The 25,408-nt window shown below is 75.5% G+C and carries 25 protein-coding genes and 3 tRNA genes; 18 read left to right on the top strand and 10 right to left on the bottom strand.

Going from position 1 to position 25,408, the window contains the following annotated elements:
• Positions 1–3: 3 nt before the first annotated feature.
• The gene (locus tag BJ968_RS14700; protein WP_343078046.1) at positions 4–2,739 is read left to right on the top strand and encodes an EAL domain-containing protein; all 2,736 of its coding nucleotides are present in this window, start codon (positions 4–6) and stop codon (positions 2,737–2,739) included.
• A gap of 16 nt (positions 2,740–2,755) precedes the next feature.
• Here BJ968_RS14700 and BJ968_RS14695 read toward each other — a convergent pair whose 3' ends face one another.
• Positions 2,756–4,003, bottom strand: coding sequence for a magnesium and cobalt transport protein CorA (locus BJ968_RS14695; protein ID WP_179753059.1), 1,248 nt, complete (start codon positions 4,001–4,003; stop codon positions 2,756–2,758).
• 111 nt (positions 4,004–4,114) lie between these two features.
• A complete protein-coding gene (locus BJ968_RS14690; protein ID WP_179753057.1) occupies positions 4,115–4,861 on the bottom strand; it encodes a TetR family transcriptional regulator in 747 nt (248 codons plus the stop codon).
• Between the two features lie 82 nt (positions 4,862–4,943).
• Between BJ968_RS14690 and BJ968_RS14685 the strand changes: the two genes are divergently transcribed.
• Positions 4,944–5,792: an NmrA family NAD(P)-binding protein gene (locus BJ968_RS14685; protein ID WP_179753055.1), complete on the top strand. Its 849-nt coding sequence runs from the start codon at positions 4,944–4,946 to the stop codon at positions 5,790–5,792.
• 52 nt (positions 5,793–5,844) lie between these two features.
• On the top strand, positions 5,845–6,075 hold the full coding sequence (locus tag BJ968_RS14680; RefSeq protein WP_179753053.1) for a hypothetical protein: 231 nt from the start codon (positions 5,845–5,847) through the stop codon (positions 6,073–6,075).
• Positions 6,076–6,091: 16 nt separating this feature from the next.
• Here the strand turns inward: BJ968_RS14680 and BJ968_RS23785 are convergent, their stop codons facing one another.
• Positions 6,092–6,631, bottom strand: a complete 540-nt coding sequence (locus BJ968_RS23785) for a MerR family transcriptional regulator (RefSeq protein ID WP_218885069.1) — start codon at positions 6,629–6,631, stop codon at positions 6,092–6,094.
• Between the two features lie 58 nt (positions 6,632–6,689).
• Entirely contained in the window at positions 6,690–7,724 is a 1,035-nt protein-coding gene (locus BJ968_RS14670; RefSeq protein WP_179753050.1) for a substrate-binding domain-containing protein, read from the bottom strand.
• A 107-nt stretch (positions 7,725–7,831) separates the two neighbouring features.
• Here BJ968_RS14670 and BJ968_RS14665 point away from each other — a divergent pair, with 107 nt between their 5' ends.
• Positions 7,832–9,016 carry a phytanoyl-CoA dioxygenase family protein gene (locus tag BJ968_RS14665; RefSeq protein WP_343078044.1) on the top strand — a complete coding sequence of 395 codons (1,185 nt, stop codon included), beginning with the start codon at positions 7,832–7,834 and terminating at the stop codon, positions 9,014–9,016.
• 44 nt (positions 9,017–9,060) lie between these two features.
• On the opposite strand, the gene BJ968_RS14660 is transcribed toward BJ968_RS14665, so the two are convergent.
• Complete coding sequence (locus tag BJ968_RS14660; protein WP_179753046.1) at positions 9,061–10,071, bottom strand: substrate-binding domain-containing protein; 1,011 nt, start codon at positions 10,069–10,071, stop codon at positions 9,061–9,063.
• 151 nt (positions 10,072–10,222) lie between these two features.
• Between BJ968_RS14660 and BJ968_RS14655 the strand changes: the two genes are divergently transcribed.
• From BJ968_RS14655 to BJ968_RS14630, 6 genes are all read left to right on the top strand, one after another.
• Positions 10,223–11,200 carry an asparaginase gene (locus tag BJ968_RS14655; RefSeq protein ID WP_218885068.1) on the top strand — a complete coding sequence of 326 codons (978 nt, stop codon included), beginning with the start codon at positions 10,223–10,225 and terminating at the stop codon, positions 11,198–11,200.
• A gap of 61 nt (positions 11,201–11,261) precedes the next feature.
• Positions 11,262–12,152 carry a polysaccharide deacetylase family protein gene (locus BJ968_RS14650; protein ID WP_179753042.1) on the top strand — a complete coding sequence of 297 codons (891 nt, stop codon included), beginning with the start codon at positions 11,262–11,264 and terminating at the stop codon, positions 12,150–12,152.
• A complete protein-coding gene (locus BJ968_RS14645; protein WP_179753040.1) occupies positions 12,149–13,483 on the top strand; it encodes an MFS transporter in 1,335 nt (444 codons plus the stop codon). The genes BJ968_RS14650 and BJ968_RS14645 overlap by 4 nt, the downstream gene beginning before the upstream one ends.
• A 17-nt stretch (positions 13,484–13,500) precedes the next feature.
• Positions 13,501–14,262: an SDR family NAD(P)-dependent oxidoreductase gene (locus BJ968_RS14640; protein WP_179756740.1), complete on the top strand. Its 762-nt coding sequence runs from the start codon at positions 13,501–13,503 to the stop codon at positions 14,260–14,262.
• A gap of 10 nt (positions 14,263–14,272) precedes the next feature.
• On the top strand, positions 14,273–15,007 hold the full coding sequence (locus BJ968_RS14635) for an SDR family oxidoreductase (RefSeq protein WP_179753038.1): 735 nt from the start codon (positions 14,273–14,275) through the stop codon (positions 15,005–15,007).
• Positions 15,007–15,339, top strand: coding sequence for a hypothetical protein (locus BJ968_RS14630; RefSeq protein ID WP_179753036.1), 333 nt, complete (start codon positions 15,007–15,009; stop codon positions 15,337–15,339). Before BJ968_RS14635 ends, BJ968_RS14630 begins: the two co-directional genes overlap by 1 nt.
• Here BJ968_RS14630 and BJ968_RS14625 read toward each other — a convergent pair.
• Positions 15,303–15,998, bottom strand: a complete 696-nt coding sequence (locus BJ968_RS14625) for an SDR family NAD(P)-dependent oxidoreductase (RefSeq protein WP_179753034.1) — start codon at positions 15,996–15,998, stop codon at positions 15,303–15,305. The genes BJ968_RS14630 and BJ968_RS14625 overlap by 37 nt on opposite strands.
• A 102-nt stretch (positions 15,999–16,100) precedes the next feature.
• On the opposite strand from BJ968_RS14625, the gene BJ968_RS14620 reads away from it, so the two are divergent.
• Positions 16,101–16,985 (top strand): helix-turn-helix domain-containing protein, encoded by an 885-nt coding sequence (locus BJ968_RS14620; RefSeq protein WP_343078042.1) that lies wholly within the window; start codon positions 16,101–16,103, stop codon positions 16,983–16,985.
• On the opposite strand, the gene BJ968_RS14615 is transcribed toward BJ968_RS14620, so the two are convergent.
• Complete coding sequence (locus BJ968_RS14615; RefSeq protein WP_179753032.1) at positions 16,921–17,964, bottom strand: PHP domain-containing protein; 1,044 nt, start codon at positions 17,962–17,964, stop codon at positions 16,921–16,923. The genes BJ968_RS14620 and BJ968_RS14615 overlap by 65 nt on opposite strands.
• A 57-nt stretch (positions 17,965–18,021) precedes the next feature.
• Between BJ968_RS14615 and BJ968_RS14610 the strand changes: the two genes are divergently transcribed.
• From BJ968_RS14610 to BJ968_RS26715, 6 genes are all read left to right on the top strand, one after another.
• Positions 18,022–19,128, top strand: a complete 1,107-nt coding sequence (locus BJ968_RS14610; RefSeq protein ID WP_218885065.1) for a DNA topoisomerase IB — start codon at positions 18,022–18,024, stop codon at positions 19,126–19,128.
• 86 nt (positions 19,129–19,214) lie between these two features.
• Positions 19,215–19,287: transfer RNA gene (locus tag BJ968_RS14605), tRNA-Glu, on the top strand.
• A 111-nt stretch (positions 19,288–19,398) separates the two neighbouring features.
• Positions 19,399–19,472: transfer RNA gene (locus tag BJ968_RS14600), tRNA-Asp, on the top strand.
• Between the two features lie 30 nt (positions 19,473–19,502).
• Positions 19,503–19,575 (top strand) — tRNA-Phe (locus BJ968_RS14595).
• A gap of 83 nt (positions 19,576–19,658) precedes the next feature.
• Complete coding sequence (locus BJ968_RS14590; RefSeq protein WP_179753030.1) at positions 19,659–19,979, top strand: hypothetical protein; 321 nt, start codon at positions 19,659–19,661, stop codon at positions 19,977–19,979.
• Positions 19,976–20,821 carry a diguanylate cyclase domain-containing protein gene (locus BJ968_RS26715; protein ID WP_179753028.1) on the top strand — a complete coding sequence of 282 codons (846 nt, stop codon included), beginning with the start codon at positions 19,976–19,978 and terminating at the stop codon, positions 20,819–20,821. Before BJ968_RS14590 ends, BJ968_RS26715 begins: the two co-directional genes overlap by 4 nt.
• Here the strand turns inward: BJ968_RS26715 and xylB are convergent.
• Positions 20,802–22,229, bottom strand: a complete 1,428-nt coding sequence (xylB, locus tag BJ968_RS14580) for a xylulokinase (protein WP_179753026.1) — start codon at positions 22,227–22,229, stop codon at positions 20,802–20,804. The two genes, BJ968_RS26715 and xylB, sit on opposite strands and share 20 nt — an antisense overlap.
• 227 nt (positions 22,230–22,456) lie before the next feature.
• Between xylB and BJ968_RS14575 the strand changes: the two genes are divergently transcribed.
• Positions 22,457–22,711: a DUF3073 domain-containing protein gene (locus BJ968_RS14575; RefSeq protein ID WP_179753024.1), complete on the top strand. Its 255-nt coding sequence runs from the start codon at positions 22,457–22,459 to the stop codon at positions 22,709–22,711.
• Between the two features lie 67 nt (positions 22,712–22,778).
• Here BJ968_RS14575 and purM read toward each other — a convergent pair whose 3' ends face one another.
• On the bottom strand, positions 22,779–23,867 hold the full coding sequence (purM, locus tag BJ968_RS14570) for a phosphoribosylformylglycinamidine cyclo-ligase (protein ID WP_179753022.1): 1,089 nt from the start codon (positions 23,865–23,867) through the stop codon (positions 22,779–22,781).
• The gene (gene purF / locus BJ968_RS14565; protein WP_179753020.1) at positions 23,864–25,408 is read right to left on the bottom strand and encodes an amidophosphoribosyltransferase; all 1,545 of its coding nucleotides are present in this window, start codon (positions 25,406–25,408) and stop codon (positions 23,864–23,866) included. The genes purM and purF overlap by 4 nt, the downstream gene beginning before the upstream one ends.

Genomic DNA, 25,408 nt, shown 5'->3' with positions numbered 1-25,408 from the left:
ACCGTGCAGCCCACGCGCCCCGCCCACCCCGGCCGGCCTCCCCGACCGACCCCGGGCGACCGGGCGACCGGGCGGGCCCGCCGCACCCGGCGGGCCCCGTCCCTGCAGCGCAGCCTGCTGGCCCTGGTCCTGGTGCCCGTGGTGGGGCTGACCGGCGCCGTCGCGCTGGCGGTGGGCGCCAGCCGGGAGATCTCCCACGCCGCCGACGCCGCCGCGACGCAGGTGCGCGCCGCGGCCCTGCTGGACACCGTGCGCGGCAGCATCGCCCAGGAGGTCGTCCCGGTGCTGAGCCAGGCCGTGCTCGCCGACCCGGCCACCGCCGCCGCGTCCGGTCTGGACGCCGCCGACCTCACCGGCATCGCCGCCCTGGCCGGTCCCGCCGTCGCCCAGCAGCTGCGCACCGTGCAGGCCGCCACCGACGCCGCCGTGGACGCCAGCGCCGGCAGCGCGGCCGAGGCCGAGGCCGCCGCGGCCGCCACCCGGGTCGCGCGGCTGCGCGCCACCGCCGCGGCCGGCGGTGACGACGTCAGCGCGGTCTTCGACCGCTACGGCGACCTCGTCGCCGACCTCGCGGGGCAGGTCGAGGCCCACCTCGACGCCGCGCGCGACGAGTCCCTGGACGGGCCCGGGGCCCGCGCGGTGCACGACCTCGACCGCGCCCAGGCGGCCGCCACCCACGCCAGTCTCGAGGTCCCGCTGTTCCTCGGGTCGTTGTCGGTGCCGGCGGACGAGCGGGCCCGGGCGCGCTCGTCCTTCCTGCGGGCCTGGGGCGGGTACCGCGCCGCCGACGCCGACCTCACCGCCCACGCCAGCGCCTCGACGGTGCGGACGTGGCGCGCCGCCACCGGCGGCGAGGCCGCGGTGCGGGTCGACGCCCTCCTCGACACCGCCGCCACGGACCCGTCCGCGGCGACCCTGTCGTTGCCCCAGTTCCTGGCCCTCACCACCGCCGGCACCAGCCGGGACACCGCCCTGCGGGCGGCGGTGGACACCATCGGCGCGCGGGCGGTGGCGGCCACCGACCTCCCGGCCCAGCGCGCGGCGGCGGAACTGCGCGTCCTGCTGGTGATCGCCCTGGTCCTGGTGGTGGTCACGGCCGTCGTCATGGCCCGGGTGCACCGCTTCATCGCCCGCCCGCTGCAGCGCCTGGCCCAGCAGGCCGCGGCGGTGCGCGACGGCGAGCTGCAGGACGACCTGCTCGACGAGGTCGGCAGCGGTCCCCGCGAGGTGCGCACGGTGGCGCAGGGCCTGGCCGCCACCGTGTCCAGCCTGCGGCGGGTCCAGGCCCAGGCCCAGGCCGTCGCCGACGGCGACCTCGACGCCGAGGTGGTCCAGGAACCCCTGGCCGGTTCCCTCGGCGCGGTCGTGCACGCCTCGATCACCCAGATGATCAGCGCCATCCACGAACGCGAGCGCCTGCAGGTCAGCCTCGCCCACCAGGCCTCCCACGACGCCCTGACCGAACTCCCCAACCGGGCCGAGGCGAGCGTCCTCATCGAGCGGGCCGTGCACCGCGCCCGCCGCAGCGAGCAGCCCGTGGGTCTGCTGTTCGTCGACCTCGACCACTTCAAGCAGGTCAACGACACCCTCGGCCACGCCGCCGGCGACGAGGTGCTGCGGGTGGTCAGCGCGCGCATGGAGGAGACCGTCCGCGGCGGCGACTCGGTGTGCCGCCTGGGCGGCGACGAGTTCGTGGTCCTGGTCGAACCGGCCGAGGACCACCACCAGCTCGTGGAGCTGGGCCGGCGCCTCATCACCGCGGTCTCGGCCCCGGTGCGGGTCGGGGACCGGGTCGCGCGCGTGGGGGCCAGCGTCGGCGTCGCCGTCAGCACCACCGGCCCCGACGGCGCCGGGAGCACCGCCGAGCGCCTCCTGCAGGACGCCGACGCCGCGGCCTACCGCGCCAAGGCCGCCGGGCGCGGTGTGGTGGAGGTCTTCGACGAGGAGCTGCGCCACGAGCTGGCCGTGCAGGCCACGACGGAGGAGGCCCTGCGCCGTGCGCTGCTGGAGGGTGAGCTCGTCCTGCACTACCAGCCCGTCCTGGACCTGGTCACCGGGCGCACCGCCAGCGTCGAGGCCCTGGTCCGCTGGGACCGTCCCGGGCACGGCCTGGTCCCGCCGGACGCGTTCATCCCCGCCGCGGAACGTTCCGACCTGATCTGCGACCTGGGCCGCTGGGCCCTCGCGGCCGCGCTGGAGCAGCTGACGCAGTGGGACGAGGGCGAGGAGTTCGCCGGTCTGGGGATGGCCGTGAACATCTCGGGGCGCCACCTGGCCAGCCGTCACCTGCTGGACGACGTCACCGACGCCCTGAGCGCCTCCGGCGTCGAACCCGGCCGCCTGACCCTGGAGATCACCGAGACCGTGCTGGTCGACGAACCCTCGGCCCTGGACCAGTTGCGCGCCCTGCGGGAGCTGGGGGTGAGGATCGCCATCGACGACTTCGGGACCGGTTACACCTCCATCGGGCAGCTGCCGAGGTTGCCGGTGGACGTCCTGAAGATCGACCGCAGCTTCGTCGCCTCCCCCGGCGCGGGGCACGCCGACCTCGTCCGCCTCGTCATCTCCGCCGCCCACAGCTTCGACCTGGGGGTGGTGGCCGAGGGCATCGAGGAGAACGACCAGCTGCACCGCCTCGTCGCCGACTCGTGCGACAGCGGGCAGGGGTTCCTCTTCGCCCGGCCCTCGGCCCCGGCCGACCTGGCGCTGCCGCGGGCGCGCGCGACCACCGGGGACTGAGCGGCCCGGCGGGCGGTCACAACCACTTCCTGGCGCGGAACACGACGTAGAGCACCGTGCAGACGGTGACGATGACGGCCAGCACGACGAAGTAGCCGTAGCGGGTGGACAGCTCGGGCATGTTGTCGAAGTTCATGCCGTAGATGCCGGCGATCGCGGTGGGGACCAGGGCGATCGCGGCCCACGCCGAGATCTTGCGCATGTCCTCGTTCTGGCGCGCGCTGGCCCGGTTCTGCTGCACGCCGACCTGGGTGAGGTGGGCCTGCAGGACGTCGGTCAGCAGCTTGTCGTAGCCGTCGATGGCGTCCGCGGCGCGCAGCAGGTGGTCCAGGACGTCGCGGTAGTAGGGCCGCTTCTCCTCGGCCACCACCCGCCAGGCCGGCCCGGACCCGTCCTCCTCGACCAGGCGCTGCAGCGGGGGCACGAGGGGGACGACCGCGCGCCGGAACTCCAGCACCTCCCGCTTGAGCTTGTAGATGCGTTCGGCGTGGTCCTCCTGGTCGCCGCTGAAGACCTGCTCCTCGATGTCCTCGACGTCGACGGCGATGGCCTCCACCGCGTCGCCGTAGCCGTCCACCACGTGGTCCAGCAGCCGGTAGAGCACCGAGGCCGGCGACGGGGACGGGGAGCGCGTCCCGGCGGGCGGCGGCGCGCCGGGGTCGGCGTCCTCGTCGTCCGGGCCGTCGGGTCCGGGCAACTCGGGTTCGGGCAGCGCGAGTTCGGGCAGCACGAGTTCGGGGACGCCGAGTTCGGGCAGGTCGAGTTCAGCGCGGACGTCGGCGACCACCGAGGACTCGCCGTGGCGGACGGTGATGAGGAAGTGGGCGCCGAGGAAGACCGCGACCTCGCTGACGTCGACGACCTCGTCGTGGTCGACGTAGCGGACGGGTTTGAGGACGGCGAACACCAGGTCGGGGTAGTGCTCGAACTTGGGGCGCTGGTGGGCGTTGATCGCGTCCTCCACGGCCAGGCGCGGCAGGGCGAAGGAGGTCGCGAGCCGTTCGAGGTCGCGGGCGCTGGTCCCGTGCAGGCCGATCCACACGAAACCGCCCCGGGCGCGGGCGGTGGCCAGGGCGGCCTCCAGGTCGGCGACCGGCTGCTGACGCCCGTCGGCGTGGTAGAGCTTGCACGCGACCACCGGCAGCTCCGCCAGGGTCGCCCCGGCACCGGGACGGCCGTCGTCCCGGCCGGTCCCGGTGCGGGCCGGCGCCTCCCCGGGACGGGCGGGCGGGCGGGGGCGCTGGCGCGCCGGGCGTGAGGACATGCTGTCTCCGGACGGGTCTGCCCCCGTGCGGGGGCCGGGTCGGCTGAGCCGGACGATCGTAGGCGCGGGGCCGCGTCCGGCTCGCGCGGCGACGTCCTGACCCCTGCCCGTTCAGGGGGCTGCGCGTCCGGGCCGGGCGGCGACGCGGTCGAGCCACTCGGTGAGCAGCGCCCGCTCGGCGTCGCTGAGGGCGTGCAGGTGGGGTGCGGCGGCGCGCAGGGCGACGGCGTGGGAGACGTCGCCGGGCGAGGCGCCGGTCTCGTCGCTCTCGTCGGTCGCGTCGGTCAGCACCTGCCGCAGGACGGCGTCGAGCATGTCCTCGGCCAGGCCGGGGTCGCGGTCGGCGGGGGGTGAGGTCAGCAGCGTCGTGACGGTCCCGACGCCGGCGGCGCGCAGCAGGTCGACGGCGCGGCGTTCGCCGACCCGCAGCCGGCCGGTGGCGGCCAGGCGGTGCACCCGCGCGTCGAGGACCTCCAGCCCGGCCTCGACGGCCGGGGACCGGGCGGCCCGTTCGGGGTCGTTGAGGAAGCGGAACAGGGCGGGGTGGGCCAGGCCGAACTCGACGTGGGTGCGCCAGCCGGCGCGCAGGTCCTCGACGGGGTCGACGTCGTGGGCGGTGGCGGCGGCCACGACGCCGGCCTTGGCGGTGACGTGGGTGTGCAGGACGTGCTCGGCGACGGCTTCGAGCAGCCCGTCCTTGTCGCCGAAGAGGCGGTAGATGGTGGGTGCCTGCACGCCGGCGGACTCGGCGACCCCGCGGGTGGTCACGGCGGAGGGGCCGTGCTCGTGGAGCAGGTGGGCGGCGGCGCCGACGATGCGGGCGCGGGTGTCGTCGCGGCGGCTGGTCGTCTCGGGCACGGATCGACGATAACGGGCTCTTGCTACCACCGCGTTTCCGGCGTTACCGTTTCGATGTTTCCGTCGATACCAGGAGGAACCCGTGATCGTCGTCACCGGAGCGACCGGCGCCCTGAACGGCACCACCGTCGACCACCTGCTCCAGCACGTCCCCGCGAGCGGGGTCGCCGTCGTGGCCCGCGACCCCGCTGCGGCGCGACGGTTCGCCGAGCGCGGGGTGGAGGTCCGCCACGGCGACTACGCCGACCCCGGATCGCTGCCCGCCGCCTTCGCCGGCGCCGACCAGCTCCTGCTGGTCTCCGCCAGCGACCCCGCCGCCGACGCGGTCTCGTTGCACCGCAACGCGATTGAGGCCGCGGTGGCCGTCGGTGCGGGGCGCGTCCTCTACACCTCGCACCAGGGGGCGGCCCCGGACTCCCCCTTCGGCCCGGCCCGGGACCACTTCGCGACCGAGCAGCTGCTCGAACGCTGCGGCCTGCCCTGGACGGCGCTGCGCAACGGCTTCTACGCCCACAGCCTGCCGTGGCTGGTGGGTCCCTGGCGCCAGACCGGGACCCTGCGCGTGCCGGGCGAGGGGCCCGTGTCCTGGACCGCGCGCGAGGACGCCGCCGAGGCCGCGGCCGTGGTCCTCGCCTCCGGGCGGCACCACGACGGGCCGATCACCCTCACCGCCCCGGCGGCCCCCACGTTCGCCGAGGTCGCCTCGGTCGCCGCCGACGTCAGCGGCCGCCCCGTGGAGGTGGAGCCGGTCGACCCCGAGCGGTGGGTCGCCGACCAGGTCGCCGCCGGGCAGCCCGAACCGGCGGCGCGGTTCACGCTGGGCATCTTCCTGGCCGCCGAGCGGGGTTTCTTCGCCGGGACCGACCCGCTGCTGGGCGAGCTCCTGGGCCGGGCCCCGCGCCCGGTGCGCGACGTCCTCGCGGCCTCCTAGGAGCACCCGGCCGGGCGTGGACACCGGCGGCGCCCCGGCGCACACTCGGGAGATGGACGGGACCGTCGACCGGGGTGTGCGCACGGGGGTCGTCCGCGACGCCGACCGGCTCGGCCGGGCGCTGCGCGTGACGACGCACCCGGAGGCGGGGCGGGTGGTCCTGTCGACGTGGCAGGACACGACGTGCGTCTCGACGGTCCGGCTCGACCGGGCCGAGGTCGTCGAGCTCCTCACCGCCCTCGGCGCGGCCCTCCTCCCCCCTGGTGATCAAGCACTGCGGTGATCAAGCACTGCGGTGATCAAGCACTGCGGGCGGGAGGGGCGGGGCGGGGCGGGGACGGTGCAGCGCACCGGCCGCCAGGGCGCCGAGCCCGACCGCGCCGCCGATCCCGAGCACCACGACGGTCGCCGAGGACGGTGCCGACGACGACGGTCTGGGCGGCGGCCGCGCGGTCGCCGCCGGCGCGGGCGGCGTCGACGGCGTCCGCGACGGTGTCCAGGTCGGCCTGCGCGACGACTTCGGCCGCGCGGGCGCAGGCGGGCAGGGCCGCGGCGAGGTCCTCGCGCCCGGCCGCGGCCCAGGCGTCGAGGACGGCGGCGACGATCCGGACGCCGGGGTTCTGCTCGCCGTGGACGTGCCAGCCGTGGGTGGCGGCGACGGACAGGCCGCCGACGTCGATGAGGGAGCGGATGAGCCGCAGGCGCTCGAGGTGGGCCTGCGCGGACTCGGTCTGGTTGCAGCCGGTGCGCTCACCGGGGGGCAGCAGCCCTTCGCGGGCGTAGTACTCGATGGAGGCCGCGCTGACACCGCTGCGTTCGCTGAGTTCCCCGATCCGCACATCGACAGCTCCACCATCGACAGTGCCGCCGTCGACACGCGACCCGTCCCGCGCCGGGTCACGCGTCGTCGGTCAGCGCCGCCGGCTCGTTGTACGGGGTGATGACCTGGATCTGCGAGGGCCGCGACCCCGGCCGCCCCGGCAGCGCCCCCTGCGCCTGCAGGACGGCCCGGCACACCCGCCGGACGTCGGCGCGCAGGTCGTGGTGCAGGACCGCCGTCAGCCGCCGCGACCTCAGCAGCTCCACGTTGTCGGCGTCGAGGTCGTGCGCCACGAAACCCCGCACGGCCCGCCCCGCCGCGTCGAAGGCCGCGAGCACCGCGCGGTTGCCCCCGCCGACGGAGTACACCGCGTCGATCCCCGGTGCGCGCGCGAGCACCGCCGCCACGGCCGCCCCCGTCGGGGGTTCCAGCCCGTCGCCGCCCTCGGCGACGTGCACCGGCACCTGCGGCGCGAGCTCGCGCAGCGTGGCCCGGAACCCCTGCTCCCGGTCCCCCTCGCCGCGGAAGGTGCTGCGGCTCAACGAGACCAGCACCCCGCCCGACTCCGGCGCGAGGGCCGTCAGCAGGTACGCGGCCGTCGCGCCCGCCGCCCGGTCGTCCATGCCGACGTAGGCGACGCGCCGGCTCGCGGGGAGGTCGGTGACGAACGTGACCACGGGGATCCCCCGGGCCTGCAGCCGGGCCACGGCCGCCACGACGGCCGGGTCGTCGGGGGCCTTGAGCAGCACCCCGCTGGACCCGCGGCGGGCGATGCCGTCGAGCACCCCCATGAGGTCGGCCGCCCCGCCGTCCTGGCGGAAGTGGAACCGGGCCCGCACGACCGCCGGGCGCAGCGTCGGCAGTTCGGCCTCCAGCGCGGCCCGGACGGCCCGGCTGAAGCGGTCCGGGGCCAGGACGACCAGGTCCAGGAAGAACGTCGCCCCGCCCAGGCGCACCTGGGAGGCCTGCCGGTCCAGGTCGGCGATCGCCCGGTGCACCTGCGCGACCGTCCCGGCCCGCACCCCCGCCCGGCCGTGGAGGACCCGGTCGACGGTGGCGGTGCTCAGACCGGCCTGCTGGGCGATCTCCCGGATGCGGTAGGGGTGGGCCACGGCGGCTCCTCGCTGAGGTGTTCCCGATGGATCCACGATGCCACCGCGGCGCCCACCGGCACTACCGTCGGAGAGCGCCCACCCGACCGGCTCGACGAGGAGACACCGTGAACGCACCCACGACCCCCCTGCGCTTCCGCGAGGACGACTGCGACGTCACCGAGTTCGCGAAGCTCGTCGACCGCACGACGGACCTGGCCGACTACCCGCACGCCGCCGAGGTCCAGCAGGAGGTCCTCGTCTACGACGCGGCCGCCGTGCGCACCGTCGTCGGCACCGGCGGGGCCGGCCGCGAGGCCGTCGAGGCCGAACTCGTCCGCGCCCTCACCGACGGCCCCGGCGTCGTCGTCTTCCGCGGCGCCTTCCCCGACCTGGACGTCGTCGACCGCGTCAGCGCCGTCTTCGACGCGGTCATCGCCGACGAGAAGGCCGACGGGACGGCCAAGGGCGACCACTTCGCGCAGGCCGGTGCCAACGACCGCGTCTGGAACGCGCTGGAGAAGCTCGCCGTGCGCGACCCGGAGGCGTTCGTCGACTACTACGCCAACGACGTCCTCGCCCTCGTCTCCACGGCGTGGCTCGGCCCCGGCTACCAGGTCACCTCCCAGGTGAACCTCGTGCGCCCCGGCGGCCGGGCCCAGGACCCGCACCGCGACTACCACCTGGGTTTCCTGTCCAACCCCGTCGCGGCGCGCTACCCCGCGCACGTCCACCTGCTCTCCCCCGTGCTGACCCTGCAGGGGGCGGTCGCGCACAGCGACATGCCCGTCGAGAGCGGCCCGACGCTGTACCTGCCGTACTCCCACCAGTACCCGGAGGGGTACCTCGCCTGGCGCCGGCCGGAGTTCCGCGAGCACTTCGCCGAGCACCACGTCCAGCTCCCCCTGGCCAAGGGCGACGCCGGGTTCTTCAACCCCGCCCTGTTCCACGGCGCGGGCTCGAACGTCTCCGCCGACGTCCAGCGCTCGGCGAACCTGCTGCAGGTCTCCTCCGCGTTCGGCCGGGCCATGGAGACCGTCGACCGGGTCAAGGTCGCCAAGGCCGTCTACCCGGCCCTGCTGTCGCGCCAGGGTTCCGGCGCCGGGGAGGAGTTCCTGGCGAACGCCGTGGCGGCCGCGACCGAGGGCTACCCGTTCCCCACGAACCTCGACCTGGACCCGAACGTGGGCGGTCTGACGCCGCTGTCGCAGACCGAGCTGCTCACCCGGGCCCTGGCCGAGGGGTGGGACGCGGCGACGACGTCGGCCGAGCTCGACGCCTACGCCGCGCGCCGGCGCACCGACGGGATCTGACCCCGGCGCCCCGGTGCGGACCGTCGTCCGCACCGGGGCCCGGTTCAGCCCAGCGCGGCCCCGGAGGACTCCCGGGCGACGAGTTCGGGCCGCAGCCGGACCGAGCGCACCGGTGTCCCGGCGGCCCGGGCGAGCAGGCGCGCCATCCCCTGCCGCCCCATCTCCACCATCGGTGAGCGGACGGTCGTCAGCGGCACGGGGAGCTCGGCGGCGATCGAGACGTCGTTGTACCCGACGACGGCGACGTCGGAGCCGACCCGCAGGCCGTTCTCGCGCAGGGCCCCCATCACCCCGATCGCGTTGAAGTCGTTGACGGCGAAGACCGCCGTGGGCCGCGGGTCGGCCCGCAGGAGCCTCAGCGCCGCCGCGTGACCGCCCGGGACGTCGTAGCGGCCGGTGACCACGAGGTCGTCGGGGACCGGGTGGCCGGCCGCCGCGAACTCCTCCCGGAACCCCTGGGTGCGCTCGACGCCCGTGCTGGAGAACGGCTGACCGGCGACGACCCCGACGCGGCGGTGCCCCAGCTCCAGCAGGTGGCGCGCGGCGAGGCGGCCGCCGGCGAGGTCGTCGGTCGTGACGGACAGGTGGCCGCGGCTGCGGCGGGAGACCAGGACGTAGGGCAGTCCCCGGGCCGCGATCTCCGGCAGCAGGTCGTCGTCGAGGCGGGCGTCGCCCAGCACCAGCCCGTCGACCCGCCGGTCCAGCAGCGCCCGCAGCCGGCGACGGCGGACCTCGGGGTCGTCGGAGGTGTTGGCGACGAAGGTCTGGTACCCGGCCTCGGCGGCCGCCGCGTCCAGCCCCTCGTAGATCGTGGCCAGGACGATGTCGGTCAGGCGCGGCACGAGCACCCCGATGAGGCCGCTGCGCCGGGTCCGCAGCGAGGAGGCGGCCGGGTCGGGCCGGTAGCCGAGGTCCCCGGCCACCGCGCGGACGCGCTCGACGGTGCGGGGGGAGATGCCGGTCCCGGCGCCCAGGGCCCGCGACGCGGTCGAGGGGTGGACACCGGCGGCGGTGGCCACGTCCGCGAGCGTGGCCGGGCGGCGGCTGGTGTTCACCCTCCCTGTCTACCCGATCGCCGCCGCCGGGCCCGCCACCGGCCTCGTGTTAATTCCACGTTGCGGGCCTTGTGGGCTCGAAATCGATTGCGTACGGTTGCCGCAATCGATTTCGACGGACATCGACGTCCTGAACCCGAAAGGTCGGGTCGTGCCCCTGCAGCTCATCGCCACCGGCGGAACCATCTCCAGCACAGGCGTTCTCGGGTCCCTCGAGGCGCGCCTGGGCGCGCGGGACCTGCTGTCCACCCTGGAGGGCACCCCGGCCGGCGCCGAGCCGGACGTCCGCCCGCTGGACCTCACCACCGTCGTCAGTTCCGCCCTGACGGGCGCCGACCTGCTGCAGCTGCACCGGGCCGTGCGGACCGCGCTCGACGACGGCGCCGACGGCGTCGTCGTCACGCACGGCACCGACGCCATGGAGGAGACCGCCCTCCTGCTCGACCTGCTGCACGACGACGACCGCCCGGTCGTGCTGACCGGCGCGCAGCGGGCGGCCGACGCCCTGGCGCCCGACGGCCCGGCGAACCTGGCCGCCGCCCTGCAGCTGGCCGCCCACCCCGACGCCCGCGGCTGCGGGGTGCTCGTCGCCTTCGACGGCGAGGCCTACGCCGCCCGCGGGGTCCGCAAGGTCCACACCCTGCGGGCCGGCGCCTTCGCCGCCCCGGGGTACGGGCCCACCCACCGCGTCGCCGCCGGCCGGGTCGAGCTGCTGCGCCGGCCCGTGCGCACCCGGCCGTGGGTGCTGCCCGCCGGCACCGGCGACCTGCCCCGCGTGGACGTCGTCAGCACCCACCTCGGCGCCGACGGGACGCTCCTGGACGCCGCCCGGGCCGCCGGCGCCCGCGGCCTGGTCGTGCAGGCCATGGGCGCCGGCAACGCACCCCGGGGCGTCATCGAGGCCGTCGAGGCCTCCTGCGCCGCAGGGGTTCCCGTGGTCATCACGTCCCGGGTGCCGGAAGGCCCGGTCGCCGCCGTCTACGGCACGGGCAGCGCGCTGCTGCGCGGCGGCGCCGTCCTGGCCGGCGACCTGTCCCCCTGGCAGGCCCGGACCGTCCTCGCGGTGGCCCTGGCCGCCGACCCCTCCGACCCCGCCCGGGCCTGCGCCCGCGCGTTCGCCCGGCCCTGACCCGCCGGGCCCCCCGCCCCACCGACCCGACAGACCCCCCGAACCCCTGAGAGGACCACCCATGGCCAAGGAGATCTTCGTCGCCTTCGGTACCGACGTCGACGCCGTCGGCGGCTGGCTCGGCTCCTACGGCGGGGCCGACTCCCCCGACGACATCTCCCGCGGCGTGTTCGCGGGCGAGGTCGGCGTGCCCCGGCTCGTCGAGCTGTTCCGCCGCTACGACCTGACCCAGACGTGGTTCTGGCCCGGTCACTCCATCGAGACCTTCCCCGAGCAGTTCGAGGCCTGCGTCGCCGCCGGGCACGAGATCGGCGTCCACGGGTACAGCCACGAGAACCCGATCGCCATGTCGCGCGAGCAGGAGGAGACCGTCCTCGACCACTGCATCGACCTCGTCCAGTCCCGCACCGGCAGGCGCCCCACCGGGTACGTCGCCCCCTGGTGGGAGTTCAGCACCGTCACCAACGAGATCCTGCTCGACCGCGGCATCCGGTACGACCACTCGCTCATGCACCGCGACTTCACGCCGTACTACGTGCGGGTCGGCGACAGCTGGACGCCCATCGACTACGACAAGCCCGCGACGGAGTGGATGAAACCCCTCGTCCGCGGCCGCGAGACCGACCTCGTCGAGATTCCCGCGAACTGGTACCTCGACGACCTGCCGCCGATGATGTTCATCAAGTCCAGCCCGAACAGCCACGGGTTCGTCAACCCCCGCGACATCGAGCAGATGTGGCGCGACCAGTTCGACTGGGTGTACCGGGAGAACGACTACGCCGTGTTCACCATGACGATCCACCCCGACGTCTCCGGCCGGCCGCAGGTCCTCATGGCCCTCGAACGGCTCATCGAGCACATCAGCGGCCACTCCGGCGTCACCTGGACGACGTTCGACGCCATCGCCACCGACTTCACCTCCCGCTTCCCCCGGACGGACGTGACCGCGTGAGCACACCGACCACCGCGAAGGTCGAACCCTGGAACCGGACGATCACGCCGCGGACGCTGCTCGCGGTCTCCCTCGTCTGCTTCCTGGCCTGGGTGTTCTCCGTCTACGACTACACCCTCTTCGGCACGCTGCTGCCCGTCATCGCCGACGACTTCGGCTGGTCCTCGGCCTTCGCCGCCGGGGTCAACACCTGGGTGACGGTCGGGGTGTTCCTCGTCTCCCTGGTCGTGGGCACCCTGCTGGACCGGTTCGGCCGCAAGCGCGCCCTCATCATCACCGTCATCGGCGCGGCGATCTCCTCCGGGCTCACCGGCCTGGCCGCCGGCGCCGTCTCCCTCGTCGTCATCCGCGCGTTCTCCGGCTTCGGCGCCTCCGAGGAGGTCGTCAACGCCGTCTACCTCAACGAGGTGTACGCCAAGGCCAAGCGCCGCGGCTTCATGTACAGCTTCGTGCAGTCCGGCTGGCCCGTGGGCGCCCTCGTCGCCGCCGGGCTGACCGCGGTGATCCTGCCGCACCTGGGGTGGCGCTGGACGTTCGTCGTCGCCATGGTCCCCGCCGTCCTCGTGGCGATCGCCGCGACCCGGCTGCCCGAGAGCCCGGCCTACGCCGCGCTCAAGGAGGTCCGCCGGTTGCGGGCCGCCGGCGAGGACGACGCGGCGTCGCGGATCGCCCGGGCGCACGGGCTGTCCGACACCGACCACCACGCCTCCCGCGTGCGGGACGTGTTCACCCCCGAGCTGCGCCGGCACACGATCTGCCTGGCCCTGGCGTGGCTGTTCAACTGGATGGCCATCCAGGTGTTCTCGGTGCTGGGGACCAGCGTCCTCACCGAGGCGAAGGGCTTCAGCTTCGACAACTCCCTCATCGTGCTGGTGCTGGCCAACGCCGTCGGGTTCTGCGGCTACATCTTCCACGGCTGGGTCGGCGACCGCATCGGCCGCCGGACCACGATCATCGCGGGCTGGAGCGTCGGCGCCGTCGTCACCGCGGCCATGTTGCTGGGCCCCGACTCCAGCGCCTGGGTCATGGTCACCTACTCGTTGTCGCTGTTCTTCCTCACCGGCCCGTACGCGGCGCTGCTGTTCTACATGGGCGAGTCGTTCCCGGCCCAGGTGCGCGGCATGGGCACCAACGTCGCGCACGTCATGGGCCCGGTCGGCGGCATCGCCGGTTCGGCGCTGCTGACCGTCCTGCTCTCGGCCGGCACCGGGATGCGCACGGCCGCCCTCGTCACCGGCTCGGTGTTCATGCTGCTGTCCGGCATCGTCATGCTCGGCGCCCGCGACACCGGCAACCGCACCGTCGAGGTCGAGCAGGAGGCGGCGGCGTGAGCGCCCGCGACGACGGCCTGGAGGGCAAGGTCGCCGTCATCACCGGCGGCGCCAGCGGCATCGGCCGGGCCCTGGCCGTGGCCTACGCCCGCGCCGGCGCGGCGAGCGTCGTGGGGTTCTTCCCCGGCGACCCGCACGACGTCGGCGAGACGGTGGCCGCCGTGGCGGCCGCCGGCGGGCGCTGCCTGCCGGTGGCGGTCGACGTGGCCGACGCCGCCTCCGTCGACGCCCTGGCCGACGCGGCGGTCGGGGAGTTCGGCCGCCTCGACATCGGCGTCGCCGCCGCGGGCGTCCTGCGGCGCGCGCCGCTGGCCGAGCTCGACGACGCCGCCTGGGACGCGATGCTGAACGTGGACCTCACCGGCGTCCTGCGCACGTTCCGCTCCTGCGCCGGGCGCATGGGCGGGCCCGGGGCGCTGGTCGCGGTCTCCTCGATCGCCGGCGGCGTCTACGGCTGGGACGACCACGCCCACTACGCCGCCGCGAAGTCCGGGGTCCTGGGGTTGTGCCGGTCCCTCGCGGTGGAGCTGGCCCCGCGCGGGATCCGGGTGAACTCCGTGGTCCCGGGCCTCATCGAGAGCCCGCAGTCGCTGGACCCGGTGAACTCCCTGGGGCCCGAGGGCCTGGCGGCCGCCGGGGCCTCGATCCCCAGGGGCCGGGTCGGGACCGTCGACGAGGCGGCCCGGGTCATCCGGTTCCTGACCGGCGACGACTCCGCGTACGTCACCGGCCAGAGCCTGGTCGTGGACGGCGGGCTCACGGTCCGCTGGCCGAGCTGAGGAGGAACGCGTGCAGTTGCAGGGGAGGGTCGCGCTGGTCACCGGCGCGGCCAGCGGGATCGGCGCGGCCATCGCCCGCGCCTACGCCGCGGAGGGGGCCGACCTCGTCGTCGTCGACCGCGACGGCGACCGGGTGCAGGCGCTGGCGCGGGAACTGCCGTCGGCCACCGCGCACGCGCTCGACGTCACCGACGCCGAGGCCACCCGGCGGGTCGTCGACGGGGTCGCCGCCGAGCACGGGCGGCTGGACGTCCTGGTGAACTGCGCCGGCATCCTCACCGAGGTCCCGCTCGTGGAGATGGACGTCGACACGTGGGACCGGATGATCGACGTCGACCTGCGCAGCGTGTTCCTCATGAGCCGCTGGGCCGCCCCGCACATGGTGGCCCGGAACTGGGGACGCATCGTCAACGTCGCCTCCCAGCTGGGGCTGAAGGGCGGGGAGTCGCTCACCCACTACAGCGCCGCCAAGGCCGGGGTGATCGGGTTCACCAAGGCCGCCGCGCGCGAACTGGCCCCCCACGGGGTGCTCGTCAACGCCATCGCGCCGGGCCCGGTGAACACCCCGCTCGTCGACGGGCTCAGCCCGGAGTGGAAGCGGGCCAAGCAGGCCGAACTGCCGCTGGGACGTTTCGGGGACCCCGAGGAGATCGCCCCGACGGCCGTGCTGCTGGCCAGCGACCCCGGCGGGAACCTCTACGTCGGGCAGACGCTGGGCCCGAACTCCGGGGACGTGATGCCCTGATGTGCGGGGCGTGCGGCACCGGCCGGGCCCGCGGGCCCTGGGAGGACGCCGTCGCCGGGCGCGGACCGCGCGAGCTCGCGGCCCGCGCCCGGGCGCTGGAGGCGCTGCTGGCCGGCCTGCGCTGGCGGGTGCGGCCGTGGGGCGCGTCGGGTTTCACCGTCACCCGCCCGACCGGCGGGGTGCTCCTGGCCCCCGACCTGGACACCGTGACCGCGGCCGCGCTGCGCGCCGGCTGGACGCCGCCGGTTGCGGCCGGTTCACCGGCCCAAGAGCTGGTGCTGCGGTCGGCGGCCCGTCACCAGGCCAGCACGCCGGAGCGGTCGCGCAGCTGACCCGTCGGCCCACCAGGGCCGCCCGTGGCCAGCGCGACGACGGCGTCGGTCCCCTCGGTGACGGTCTGCGGGCCGCTGTGGCCGTTGAGGTCGGTCGCGGTGTACCCGGGGTCGACGGCGTTGAACCGCACGTCCGGCAGCGCCCGGGCGTACTGCACGGTCAGCATCGTCAGCGCCGACTTCGAGGACGTGTAGAGCGGGGCGACGACCTTCGACTCGATCCGGTCGGGGTCGTGGACGGCCGCGAACGACCCCAGCCCGCTGGTGACGTTGACGACGAGCGGGTCGGCGGCCTTGCGGAGCAGCGGCAGGAACGCGCGGGTGACCCGCAAGGCCCCGAACACGTTGACGTCGTAGACGGCCAGGGCGTCGGCCGCCGTGAGCTCCTCGGCGGGGGCCTGCGGGCCGCCGACGCCCGCGTTGTTCACCAGGACGTCGACCACCCCCTCGTGCGCGGCGACGTCGGCCGCGGCGGCCTCGACGGAGGCGTCGTCGGTGACGTCGATCTGGACGAACCGGGCCCCGAGGGCCTCGGCCGCGGCCCGGCCGCGCTGCGGGTCGCGCGCGCCGACGACGACGGTGTGCCCGGCCTCGAGGAGGCGGCGGGCGGTCTCGTACCCGAGGGACTTGTTGGCCCCGGTGATGAAGGTCGTGGTCATGGCCCCACCCTCGGCGCGGTGCCGGGCCTGGGCCAGTGCCCCGCGCGACGGGGGGACGGCCAGTACCAGGCTGCGCGCGCCGGCCGGGGCCAGGATGGGCCCGTGGTGGACGGCGAGAACCTCGGCTCGGCCCTGCGGCGCTGGCGCGACCGGCTGTCGCCGCTCGACGTGGGTCTGCCGGTGCGGGCCCGGCGCCGCACCGCGGGGCTGCGCCGGGAGGAGCTGGCCGACCTGGCCGGGTTGTCCGTGGACTACGTGGTGCGGCTGGAGCAGGGCCGCGCGACGACCCCGTCGGCGCAGGTCGTCGCGACGCTGGCGCGGGCGCTGCAGCTGAGCCCGCCCGAGCGGGACCACGCCTACCGGCTGGCCGGTCTGCTGCCGCCGGCCGACGGCGTCGTGTCCCACCTGGTGCCGGCGGGGGTGCAGCGCATGCTGGCCCGGCTCGTGGACCTTCCGGTGGGGGTGTTCGCCGCCGACTGGACGCTGCTGACGTGGACGCCGTCGTGGGCGGCGCTCATCGGCGACCCCGCGGGCCTGCCCGTCGAGCAGCGCAACCTGGTGCGGGCGGTCTTCGGCCGCGGGCACGCGGGGCTGTCGAGCTGGCCGGTGCGGCACGCCGACGCGGGGATGCCGGCCGCGCTCGTCTCGGACCTGCGCGAGGCCCTGGCGCGGTACCCGCGGGACGCGGGCCTGACCGCGCTGATCGAGGAGGTCGGCCGCACGAGCCCGGAGTTCCGGCGGCTGTGCCGCGAGGGCACCGTGGGCCGGCACGTCTCGGCGCGCAAGACGATCGAGCACCCCGTCGTGGGCGACGTGACGTGCGACTGCGACGTCCTGACCGCCCCCGGCAGCGACGTCCGGCTGGTCCTCTACAGCGCCGCGGCCGGCTCGCCCGACGCGGAGAAGCTGGAGTTCCTGCGGGTCACCGGCGGACGGCCCGCCGGCGACCCGTCCACTCCAGCAGCCGCTCGGCCGGCCACGTCGTGACGACCCGGTCGGCGGGCACCCCGCACTCGGCGGCGCGCGCGCAGCCGTAGGCCTGCCAGTCCAGCTGGCCGGGGGCGTGCGCGTCGGTGGACAGCGCGAACAGGCAGCCCGCCTCGACGGCCTGGCGCAGCAGCGCCCGGGGCGGGTCGAGCCGTTCGGGGCGGGCGTTGACCTCGACCGCGACGTCGTGCTCGACGCAGGCCGCGAAGACGGCGGCGGCGTCGAAGCGGCTCGGCGGCCGGCCGCCCTCCCCCACCCGCCCGTGGCCGCCGCGGACCATCCGGCCCGTGCAGTGGCCCAGGACATCCGCCTGCCCGGACCCGATCGCGGCGAGCATCCGGGCCGTCATCGCCTCGGGGGGCATCCGCAGCTGGGAGTGCACGGAGGCCACGACGACGTCGAGGCGCGCGAGCAGGTCCGGCGGGCAGTCCAGGGCGCCGTCGGGGCCGATGTCGACCTCGATGCCGGACAGCAGCCGGAAGGGCCGCAGCGGGCCGTCGAGGGCGGCGATCTGCTCCAGCTGCTGCTCCCGGCGGGCCCGGTCCAGGCCGTGGGCGACCTTCAGCCCCTCGGAGTGGTCGGTGACGGCGAGGTACTCGTGCCCGAGCTCGGCGGCCGTGGACGCCATCTCGGCCAGCGGGCTGCCGCCGTCGCTGGCGTCGGTGTGGGCGTGCAGGTCCCCGCGCAGGGCCGCGCGCAGCTCCTCCCCGCCCTGCGCGAGCGGCCCGGCGGCGGCCTCCAGCGCGGCGAGCCGGTCGGGGGTGCGGCCGGCCGCGGCCTGGGTGGCGATCTCGGCGGAGGACTTCCCGACGCCCTGCAGACCGGTGAGCGTCCCGGCCGCCAGCCGCGCGTCGAGCTCGTCGGCGCCCAGGGCCGACAGGACGGCGGCGGCCCGCCGGAACGCCGTGGCGCGGAAACCGTCGGCCTGTGCGCGTTCGAGCAGGAAAGCGGTGCGCCGCAACGCCTGCACGGGGTCCACGGCGGTGCCTCCCAGGTTCCGGGTGCGCGGGCCGTCACCACTCTGCACCATCGTGTCGTGCCCCGCCTGCGTCGCGTCTCGGTCTCGTCCCCCGGTTTCTCCCGGCGGCGGCGCGGGAAGGGCTGGACGTACCTCGACGACCGCGGCGAGCGCATCGTCGACCCCGACGTCATCGCCCGCATCAGCGCGCTCGCGATCCCCCCGGCGTACACCGACGTGTGGATCTGCCCGTACCCCAACGGGCACCTGCAGGCCGTCGGGACCGACGACCGGGGCCGGCGCCAGTACCGCTACCACGAGGAGTGGCGCCGCCAGCAGGACCGCGCCAAGCACGACCGCGTGCTGGAGGTCGCCGCGCGGCTGCCGGCGGCCCGCGAGCGCGTGACGCAGCTGCTCGCCACGGACGGCCTGACGCGCGAGCGCGTGCTGGCCGCGGCGTTCCGGCTGCTGGACCTGGGGTTCTTCCGCGTCGGCGGGGACAGCTACGCGGAGGAGAACGGCTCGTACGGGCTGGCGACGCTGCAGCGCGACCACGTCCACCAGCGCGGGGACGACCTGGTGTTCTCCTACGTCGCCAAGTCCGGCAAGGACCGCACGGCGGTGATCTCCGACCCGGCGGTGCGCGACGTGGTGCGCTCGCTGAAGCGCCGCCGCGGGGGCGGCGAGGACCTGCTGGTGTGGAAGCAGGCGCGCGGCTGGCACGACGTGACCGCCGACGACGTCAACGCGTTCCTGCACGAGACGATCGGGCCCGACGTCAGCGCGAAGGACTTCCGCACCTGGCACGCGACGGTCCTGGCGTCCGTCGCGCTGGCGGTCTCGCTGCCGGCCGCGGGCACGCCCACGTCGCGCAAGCGGGCGGTGACCCGCGCCTGCGCGGAGGTCTCGGAGTACCTGGGCAACACGCCCAGCGTGTGCCGCAGCAGCTACATCGACCCGCGGGTCATCGACCTGTTCGGCGACGGCGTGACGATCGCCCCGGCGCTGGAGGACCTGGGGGCGGACGGGTTCGGGCACCCGGCCACGCACGGGGCCGTCGAGCGGGCCGTGCAGGACCTGCTGCACACCGACCCCGAGGCGGTGACCCGGTCGGTGGCGCGGGGGCGCCGGCCCGTGGTCGCCTCGCCGCGGCTGTCGGTGCCCGGTCCCGACCGGGCGGCGTGAGGCGCGGGGCGCGGGGGGCGCCGCTTCGGCACCACCCCTGCGCGTCCCCTATGCTGGGAGCGCTGCGGCCTCGGCCGGAGCGCCACGCCCTCATCGTTTAGTGGCCTAGGACGCCGCCCTTTCAAGGCGGTAGCACGGGTTCGAATCCCGTTGGGGGTACGCAGGGGGTCTGCCCCCGGGAGGTGGTCACGACCACCCGCCGGGATCGGGTAAGGTTCTGCAAGCAAGGCCGCGAGGCGAGCAAGACAAGCAGTACAAGGCTTCATCTGAGGCCCCGTAGCGCAGTTGGTTAGCGCGCCGCCCTGTCACGGCGGAGGTCGCGGGTTCGAGTCCCGTCGGGGTCGCTCGTCGTGCCGGTTCACCCGGCCCGGCACGGCCAGGTAGCTCAGTTGGTAGAGCGTCCGACTGAAAATCGGAAGGTCAGCGGTTCGACCCCGCTCCTGGCCACCTGGGAACAGCTTCCCGAAGGGCCCCGGCGCACAGCGCCGGGGCCCTTCGTCGTCCTCAGGCGGGGCGGCTAACCTCCTGCCGTGCCGACGATCCCGAGCCCAGCCCTCATCGCCCCCGCCGTCCTCGGGGGGTACGCCGTCGGCCGGGCCACCGGGAACCGGCGACTGGCCGGGGTGGCGCTGGCCGCCGGGGTCGGCGCGGCCCTGCCCCGCTGGGCGGGCGGCTCCCCCGCGCTCGCCGCGGCCCTGGCCACGGGCACCGTGGCCCTCGTGGGCGTCTCCCACCCCCTGTCCCGGCGGCTGGGCCCGTGGCCGGCGGTGCTGACGACGACGGCCGCTGCGGCGGTGCTGGCCGGGATCGGCGACGCGTTGGCCGGACGGTCCGGCGCCGCCGGCTCGTGACACCCGCGGGGGCCGACTGGCGCGCCCTCGCCTCGCACGTCCCGGCGACGGTCCTGCTGTCCGGGACGACCGTCCTGTGGGCCTCGGCGGACCTGCGGCGGCTCGTGCTGGCGGACTCCTCGTCCCTCGTGGGCTCGGACGTCCTGGACCTGCTCGTGGAGCGCGACCGCCGCCGGGCGCGGTCGGCGCTGGCCGAGGCGCTGCGCCGTCCGGGGGAACGCCTGGGGCCGCTGCGGGTGCGTCCCCTCGCCCGGCCGCGGCTGCGGGTCGAGGTCGTCGCAAGGGCCCAGGCCGGCGACCACCTGGTGCTGGCCGCCTGGGACGTCTCCGCGCGCGTGGCCGCCGAGCGGGAGCTGAGGCACCGCGCGGCCCACGACGTGCTCACCGGGCTGCCCAACCGCGCGCTGCTGGCCGACCGCTGGGAGCGATCCCGCGCCCGGGCCCGGACCGACCCGGGGCTGCGCACCTTCGTGCTGCTGTGCGACGTCGACGGCCTCAAGGAGGTCAACGACGGCTACGGCCACCGGGCCGGGGACGCCCTCCTGGTGCAGGTGGCGCACCGGCTGGCGGCCGAGGTCCGTCCCGGTGACACCGTCGCGCGGCTGGGCGGGGACGAGTTCGTCGTGCTCGTGGACGCCGTCCCGGCCGCCCACGTGGAGGACCTGGCGCGGCGGCTGCGCCGCACCCTCCTGCAGGCCCAGGAGGGCGTCAGGGCCCGGCTGTCGGTGGGCTGGGCCGCGGACGACCGCACCCGGACGACGGAGGCCGTGCTGGCCGAGGCGGACGAGCGCATGTACGAGGACAAGCGCGCCCACCGCGGGGTCAGCGACGGGTGGCCGTGAGGTCGCGCACCTCGGCGTAGCGCTCGCGCACCCCCGGCAGCGGGTCGGCCTCGAACGTCTGCGACCGGCCCAGGGACCACTGCGGCGGGGTCGGCCCGCCGGACAGCACCCACGCGGCCTGGCGGGCGGCGCCGTCGGCGACGTACTCCCCCGGCTCGGGCACGACCACGGGACGGCCCAGGACGGCGGGGGCCAGCACCCGCACGGCCTCCGAGCGGGCCCCGCCGCCGACGAGGACGACGCGCCCGAGGTGGCACCCCTGATCGGCCAGGGCGTCCAGGCCGTCGGCGAGCCCGCACAGCAGGCCCTCCACGGTGGCCCGGGCGACGTGGGCGGGGGTGGAGGTGGCCAGCGTGAGCCCGTGCAGGGCGCCGGTGGCGTCGGGGCGGACGGGGGTGCGCTCGCCCTCCAGGTAGGGCACGAGCACCAGCCCGCCGCTGCCGGCGGGGGCCGACAGCGCCAGCCGGGACAGCTCGGCGTGGTCGACGCCCAGCATCCGGGCCGCGGCGTCCAGGACGCGGGCGGCGTTGAGGGTGCAGACCAGCGGCAGGTAGCGGCCCGTGGCGTCGGCGAAGCCCGCGACGAGGCCGCTGGGGTCGGAGGTGGGCAGGTCGCTGACCACGCTCACGACGCCGGAGGTGCCGATCGAGACGACGACGTCCCCGACCTGCGCGCCCACGCCGAGGGCGGCGGCCATGTTGTCGCCGGTCCCGGCGCCGAGCAGGGCCCCGCGCGACAGCGGGCTGGCGCCCACGCCCGCCGAAGCGGCCGGCGCGAGGACCTCGGGCAGGTTCGGCGTGGCCCCGAAGGCCTTGTGCAGCAGGTCTTCGCGGTACGCGCCCTCGCGGGGGGACCAGTAGCCCGTCCCGCTGGCGTCACCGCGGTCGGTGACCAGCCGGGCCCGGCCCGACAGCTCGTGGGTCAGCCAGTCGTGGGGCAGGCACACCGCGGCGGTGCGGGCGACGGTCTCCGGTTCGTGCTCGGCGATCCAGCGCAGCTTGGTGATCGTCAGGGAGGCGACCAGGACGCTGCCGACCTGCTCGGCCCACGCCCCGGGCCCCCCGAGCTCGGCGGTCAGCTCCTCGGCCGCGGCGGCCGAGCGCCCGTCGTTCCACAGCAGCGCGGGCCGGACGACCTCCCCGTCCTCGTCGAGCAGGACCGAGCCGTGCTGCTGGGCGCCCACGGCGATCGCGTCGACGTCGTCGAGGCCGCCGGCGTCGTCGACGGCCCGCTCCAGGGCCCGCCACCAGTGCGCGGGGTCGACCTCGGTGCCGTCGGGGTGCTGGGCCCTCCCGACGCGCAGCAGCGCGCCCGTCGCGGCGTCGCGGACGACGACCTTGCACGACTGGGTCGACGAGTCGATCCCGGCGACGGTCTGGGTGCTCCCACCGGCTCCTGCGCTGGTCATGGGCACAGCTAACACGATCACCTGGGGTCCGCGCGGCCCCCTACCCCACCCCGCGCGGACCCGGCGCGGACGCCGCGCGGGCCCCCCGCGACCCGTCCGGCGCCGCGGCGTCGCGACCGGGATGCCGGAAGGTCTCCCGAACATGTACCGTTGGGGGCACGGAGAGATGACAGCTGCTCCGGGGTCAGCACAGTCTGCCCCGGCCGACGCGCGAGGGGGTCGACGCCATGGGGCGCGGCCGTCAGAAGGCCAAGCAGACGAAGGTCGCTCGGGAGCTGAAGTACTTCAGCCCCGACACCGACTACAACGCTCTGCAACGTGAACTGCACGGGCCCGACCCGTACCGCCAGACGGGGCGCGACACCGCCTCTGAAGCGACGGAGTCTGACGTGGAAGACGACGACTCGGACGACTCCGAGGACTGGTCGAAGTACACAGCGACGGACGACTACGACGACTGGTCGTCCAAGCGCCGGGCTTGACCCGACGCTCAGCAGAGGTCCCGCAGCACCACGAGGTACCGCTCGAGGCGTGATGCCCCGCCGGCCCTCACCAGCCCTGGTGAGATCCCCGGAGGAGCGTCACGCCTCCTGCGATTCCCTTGCCGTTGCTCGCGCCGTCCGCCTCGGTCCGTTCCCGGACCTCCCCGCACACCCACGCCGGGATGCCGGCCCGCTCCACCGTGTCCACGACGGCCTGCGCGTTGTCCGCCGCCACGACCGCGACCATGCCCACGCCCAGGTTCAGGGTGCGCTCGAGGTCGTCCGCGGGCACCCGCCCCAGGTCGCGCACGAGCTGGAACACCGCGCCGGGCGTCCACGTCGTGCGGTCCACCTCGGCCGTCACGCCCGCGGGCAGGCAGCGGGCGAGGTTGGCGGCGAGCCCACCGCCGGTGACGTGGCTCATGGCGTGCACCCCGCCCGTCGCCAGGGTCGCCAGCGCGGGCCGGGCGTAGAGGCGGGTGGGGACGAGCAGCTCCTCGCCCAGGGTCCGGCCGAACTCCTCCACGTGCCGGTCGTAGCCCCAGCCGGCGTCGGCGAACACGCGCCGCACCAGGGAGTAGCCGTTGGAGTGCAGCCCGGACGAGGCCATCGCCACGAGGACGTCGCCGGCCTCGACCCGCTCGGCGCCCAGCAGCTCGTCGGCCTCGACGACCCCCGTCACCGCACCGGCGACGTCGTACTCGTCCGGGCCCAGCAGCCCCGGGTGCTCGGCGGTCTCGCCGCCCACGAGGGCGACCCCGGCCTCCTCGCAGGCGCGGGCGATGCCGGCGACGATCGCGGCCGTCCGCTCCGGGACGACCTTGCCGCAGGCGATGTAGTCGGTCATGAACAGCGGCGTGGCCCCGACCACGACGATGTCGTCGACGACCATGCCGACGAGGTCGAAGCCGATCGTGTCGTGCTTGTCCACGGCCTGGGCCACGGCGACCTTCGTCCCGACCCCGTCGGTGCTGGTGGCCAGCAGCGGGCGGCGGTGGTCCTTCAGCGCCGACACGTCGTACAGGCCGGCGAACCCGCCGAAACCCCCGACCACCTCCGGGCCCTGCGTGCGGGCGACGGACGCCTTCATGAGCTCGACGGCGCGGTCCCCCGCGACGACGTCGACGCCCGCGGAGGCGTAGGTGGTTCCAGTCACTGCTGTGCTCCCTGGTGGGTGTCGTGCCGGCTGACGGGCGTGATGGGGATGCGCGGCTTGTCCATGGAGCGCTCGCCGAGGCGGTCGAGGTCGTTGAGCGGCACGGGGTACTCCCCGGTGAAGCACGCCGAGCAGAGGCGCTCCTTCGGCTGCTCGGTCGCGGCGATCATGCCGTCGGCCGAGATGTAGCCCAGGGAGTCCGCCCCGATGCTCTGGGCGATGTCCTCGACGCTCAGGCCGTTGGCGATGAGCTCGGCGCGGGTGGCGAAGTCGATGCCGTAGAAGCACGGCCACTTCACCGGCGGGGAGGAGATCCGGACGTGGATCTCGGCCGCACCGGCCTCGCGCAGCATCCGGATGAGGGCGCGCTGGGTGTTGCCGCGCACGATCGAGTCGTCGACGACGACCAGGCGCTTGCCGGCCACGACGTGCTTGAGCGGGTTGAGCTTGAGCCGGATCCCGAGCTGGCGGATCGTCTGGCTGGGCTGGATGAACGTGCGGCCCACGTAGGAGTTCTTGACCATGCCCTGGCCGTAGGGGATGCCGGACTCCTCGGCGTAGCCGATGGCCGCGGGCGTGCCCGACTCGGGCGTGGGGATGACGAGGTCGGCCTCGACGGGGTGCTCGCGGGCCAGCACGCGGCCCATCTCGACGCGCGCCTCCTGGACGACCTTGCCGTTGATGGAGGTGTCCGGGCGGGCCAGGTAGACGTACTCGAAGACGCAGCCCTTGGGCTTCGGCTCGGCGAACCGGGTGCTGCGCAGACCGTCCGCGTCGATGGCGATGAGCTCGCCGGGCTCGATCTCGCGCACGAAGCTGGCGCCGACGATGTCGAGGGCGGGCGTCTCGGAGGCCACGACCCAGCCGCGCTCGAGGCGGCCCAGGACGAGCGGGCGGATGCCCTGCGGGTCCCGGGCGGCGTACAGGGTGTGCTCGTCCATGAAGACGAGGGAGAAGGCGCCCTGCACGTGCGGGAGGACCTCGGCGGCCGTGGCCTCCAGCGTGTGGTCGGGGTCGCCCGCGAACAGCGCGGTGAGGATCGCGGTGTCGGTGGTGTTGCCGCGGGCGATCTCCGAGGGCGAGGGCCGCCCCTTCAGGACCGGCCGGGGCTTCTCCGGGTACCGCTCGGCAAGCATGTCGCGCAGCGCGAACTGGTTGGTCAGGTTGCCGTTGTGCGCCAGGGCCACGGTCCCGCCGGCGGTGTCGCCGAGGGTGGGCTGGGCGTTCTGCCAGCCGCCGCCGCCCGTCGTGGAGTACCGGGCGTGCCCGACCGCGATGTGCCCCTGCAGGGACTCCAGGGCCGACTCGTCGAAGACCTGGGACACCAGCCCGGTGTCCTTGAAGACGAGGATCTGCTCGCCGTTGCTCACGGCGATGCCGGCGGCCTCCTGCCCCCGGTGCTGCAGGGCGTAGAGACCGTAGAAGGTGAGCTTGGAGACTTCCTCACCCGGCGCCCAGACCCCGAAGACGCCGCAAGCGTCCTGGGGGCCCTTCTCGCCGGGGAGCAGGTCGTGGTTCAGACGTCCGTCACCGCGGGCCAC

The organism is Kineococcus aurantiacus (genome assembly GCF_013409345.1).
In the GTDB taxonomy this organism is placed as follows: Bacteria; Actinomycetota; Actinomycetes; order Actinomycetales; family Kineococcaceae; genus Kineococcus; species Kineococcus aurantiacus.
Note: the sequence above shows the minus strand (reverse complement) of the source record. Positions and strands in the feature narration are given on the sequence as shown.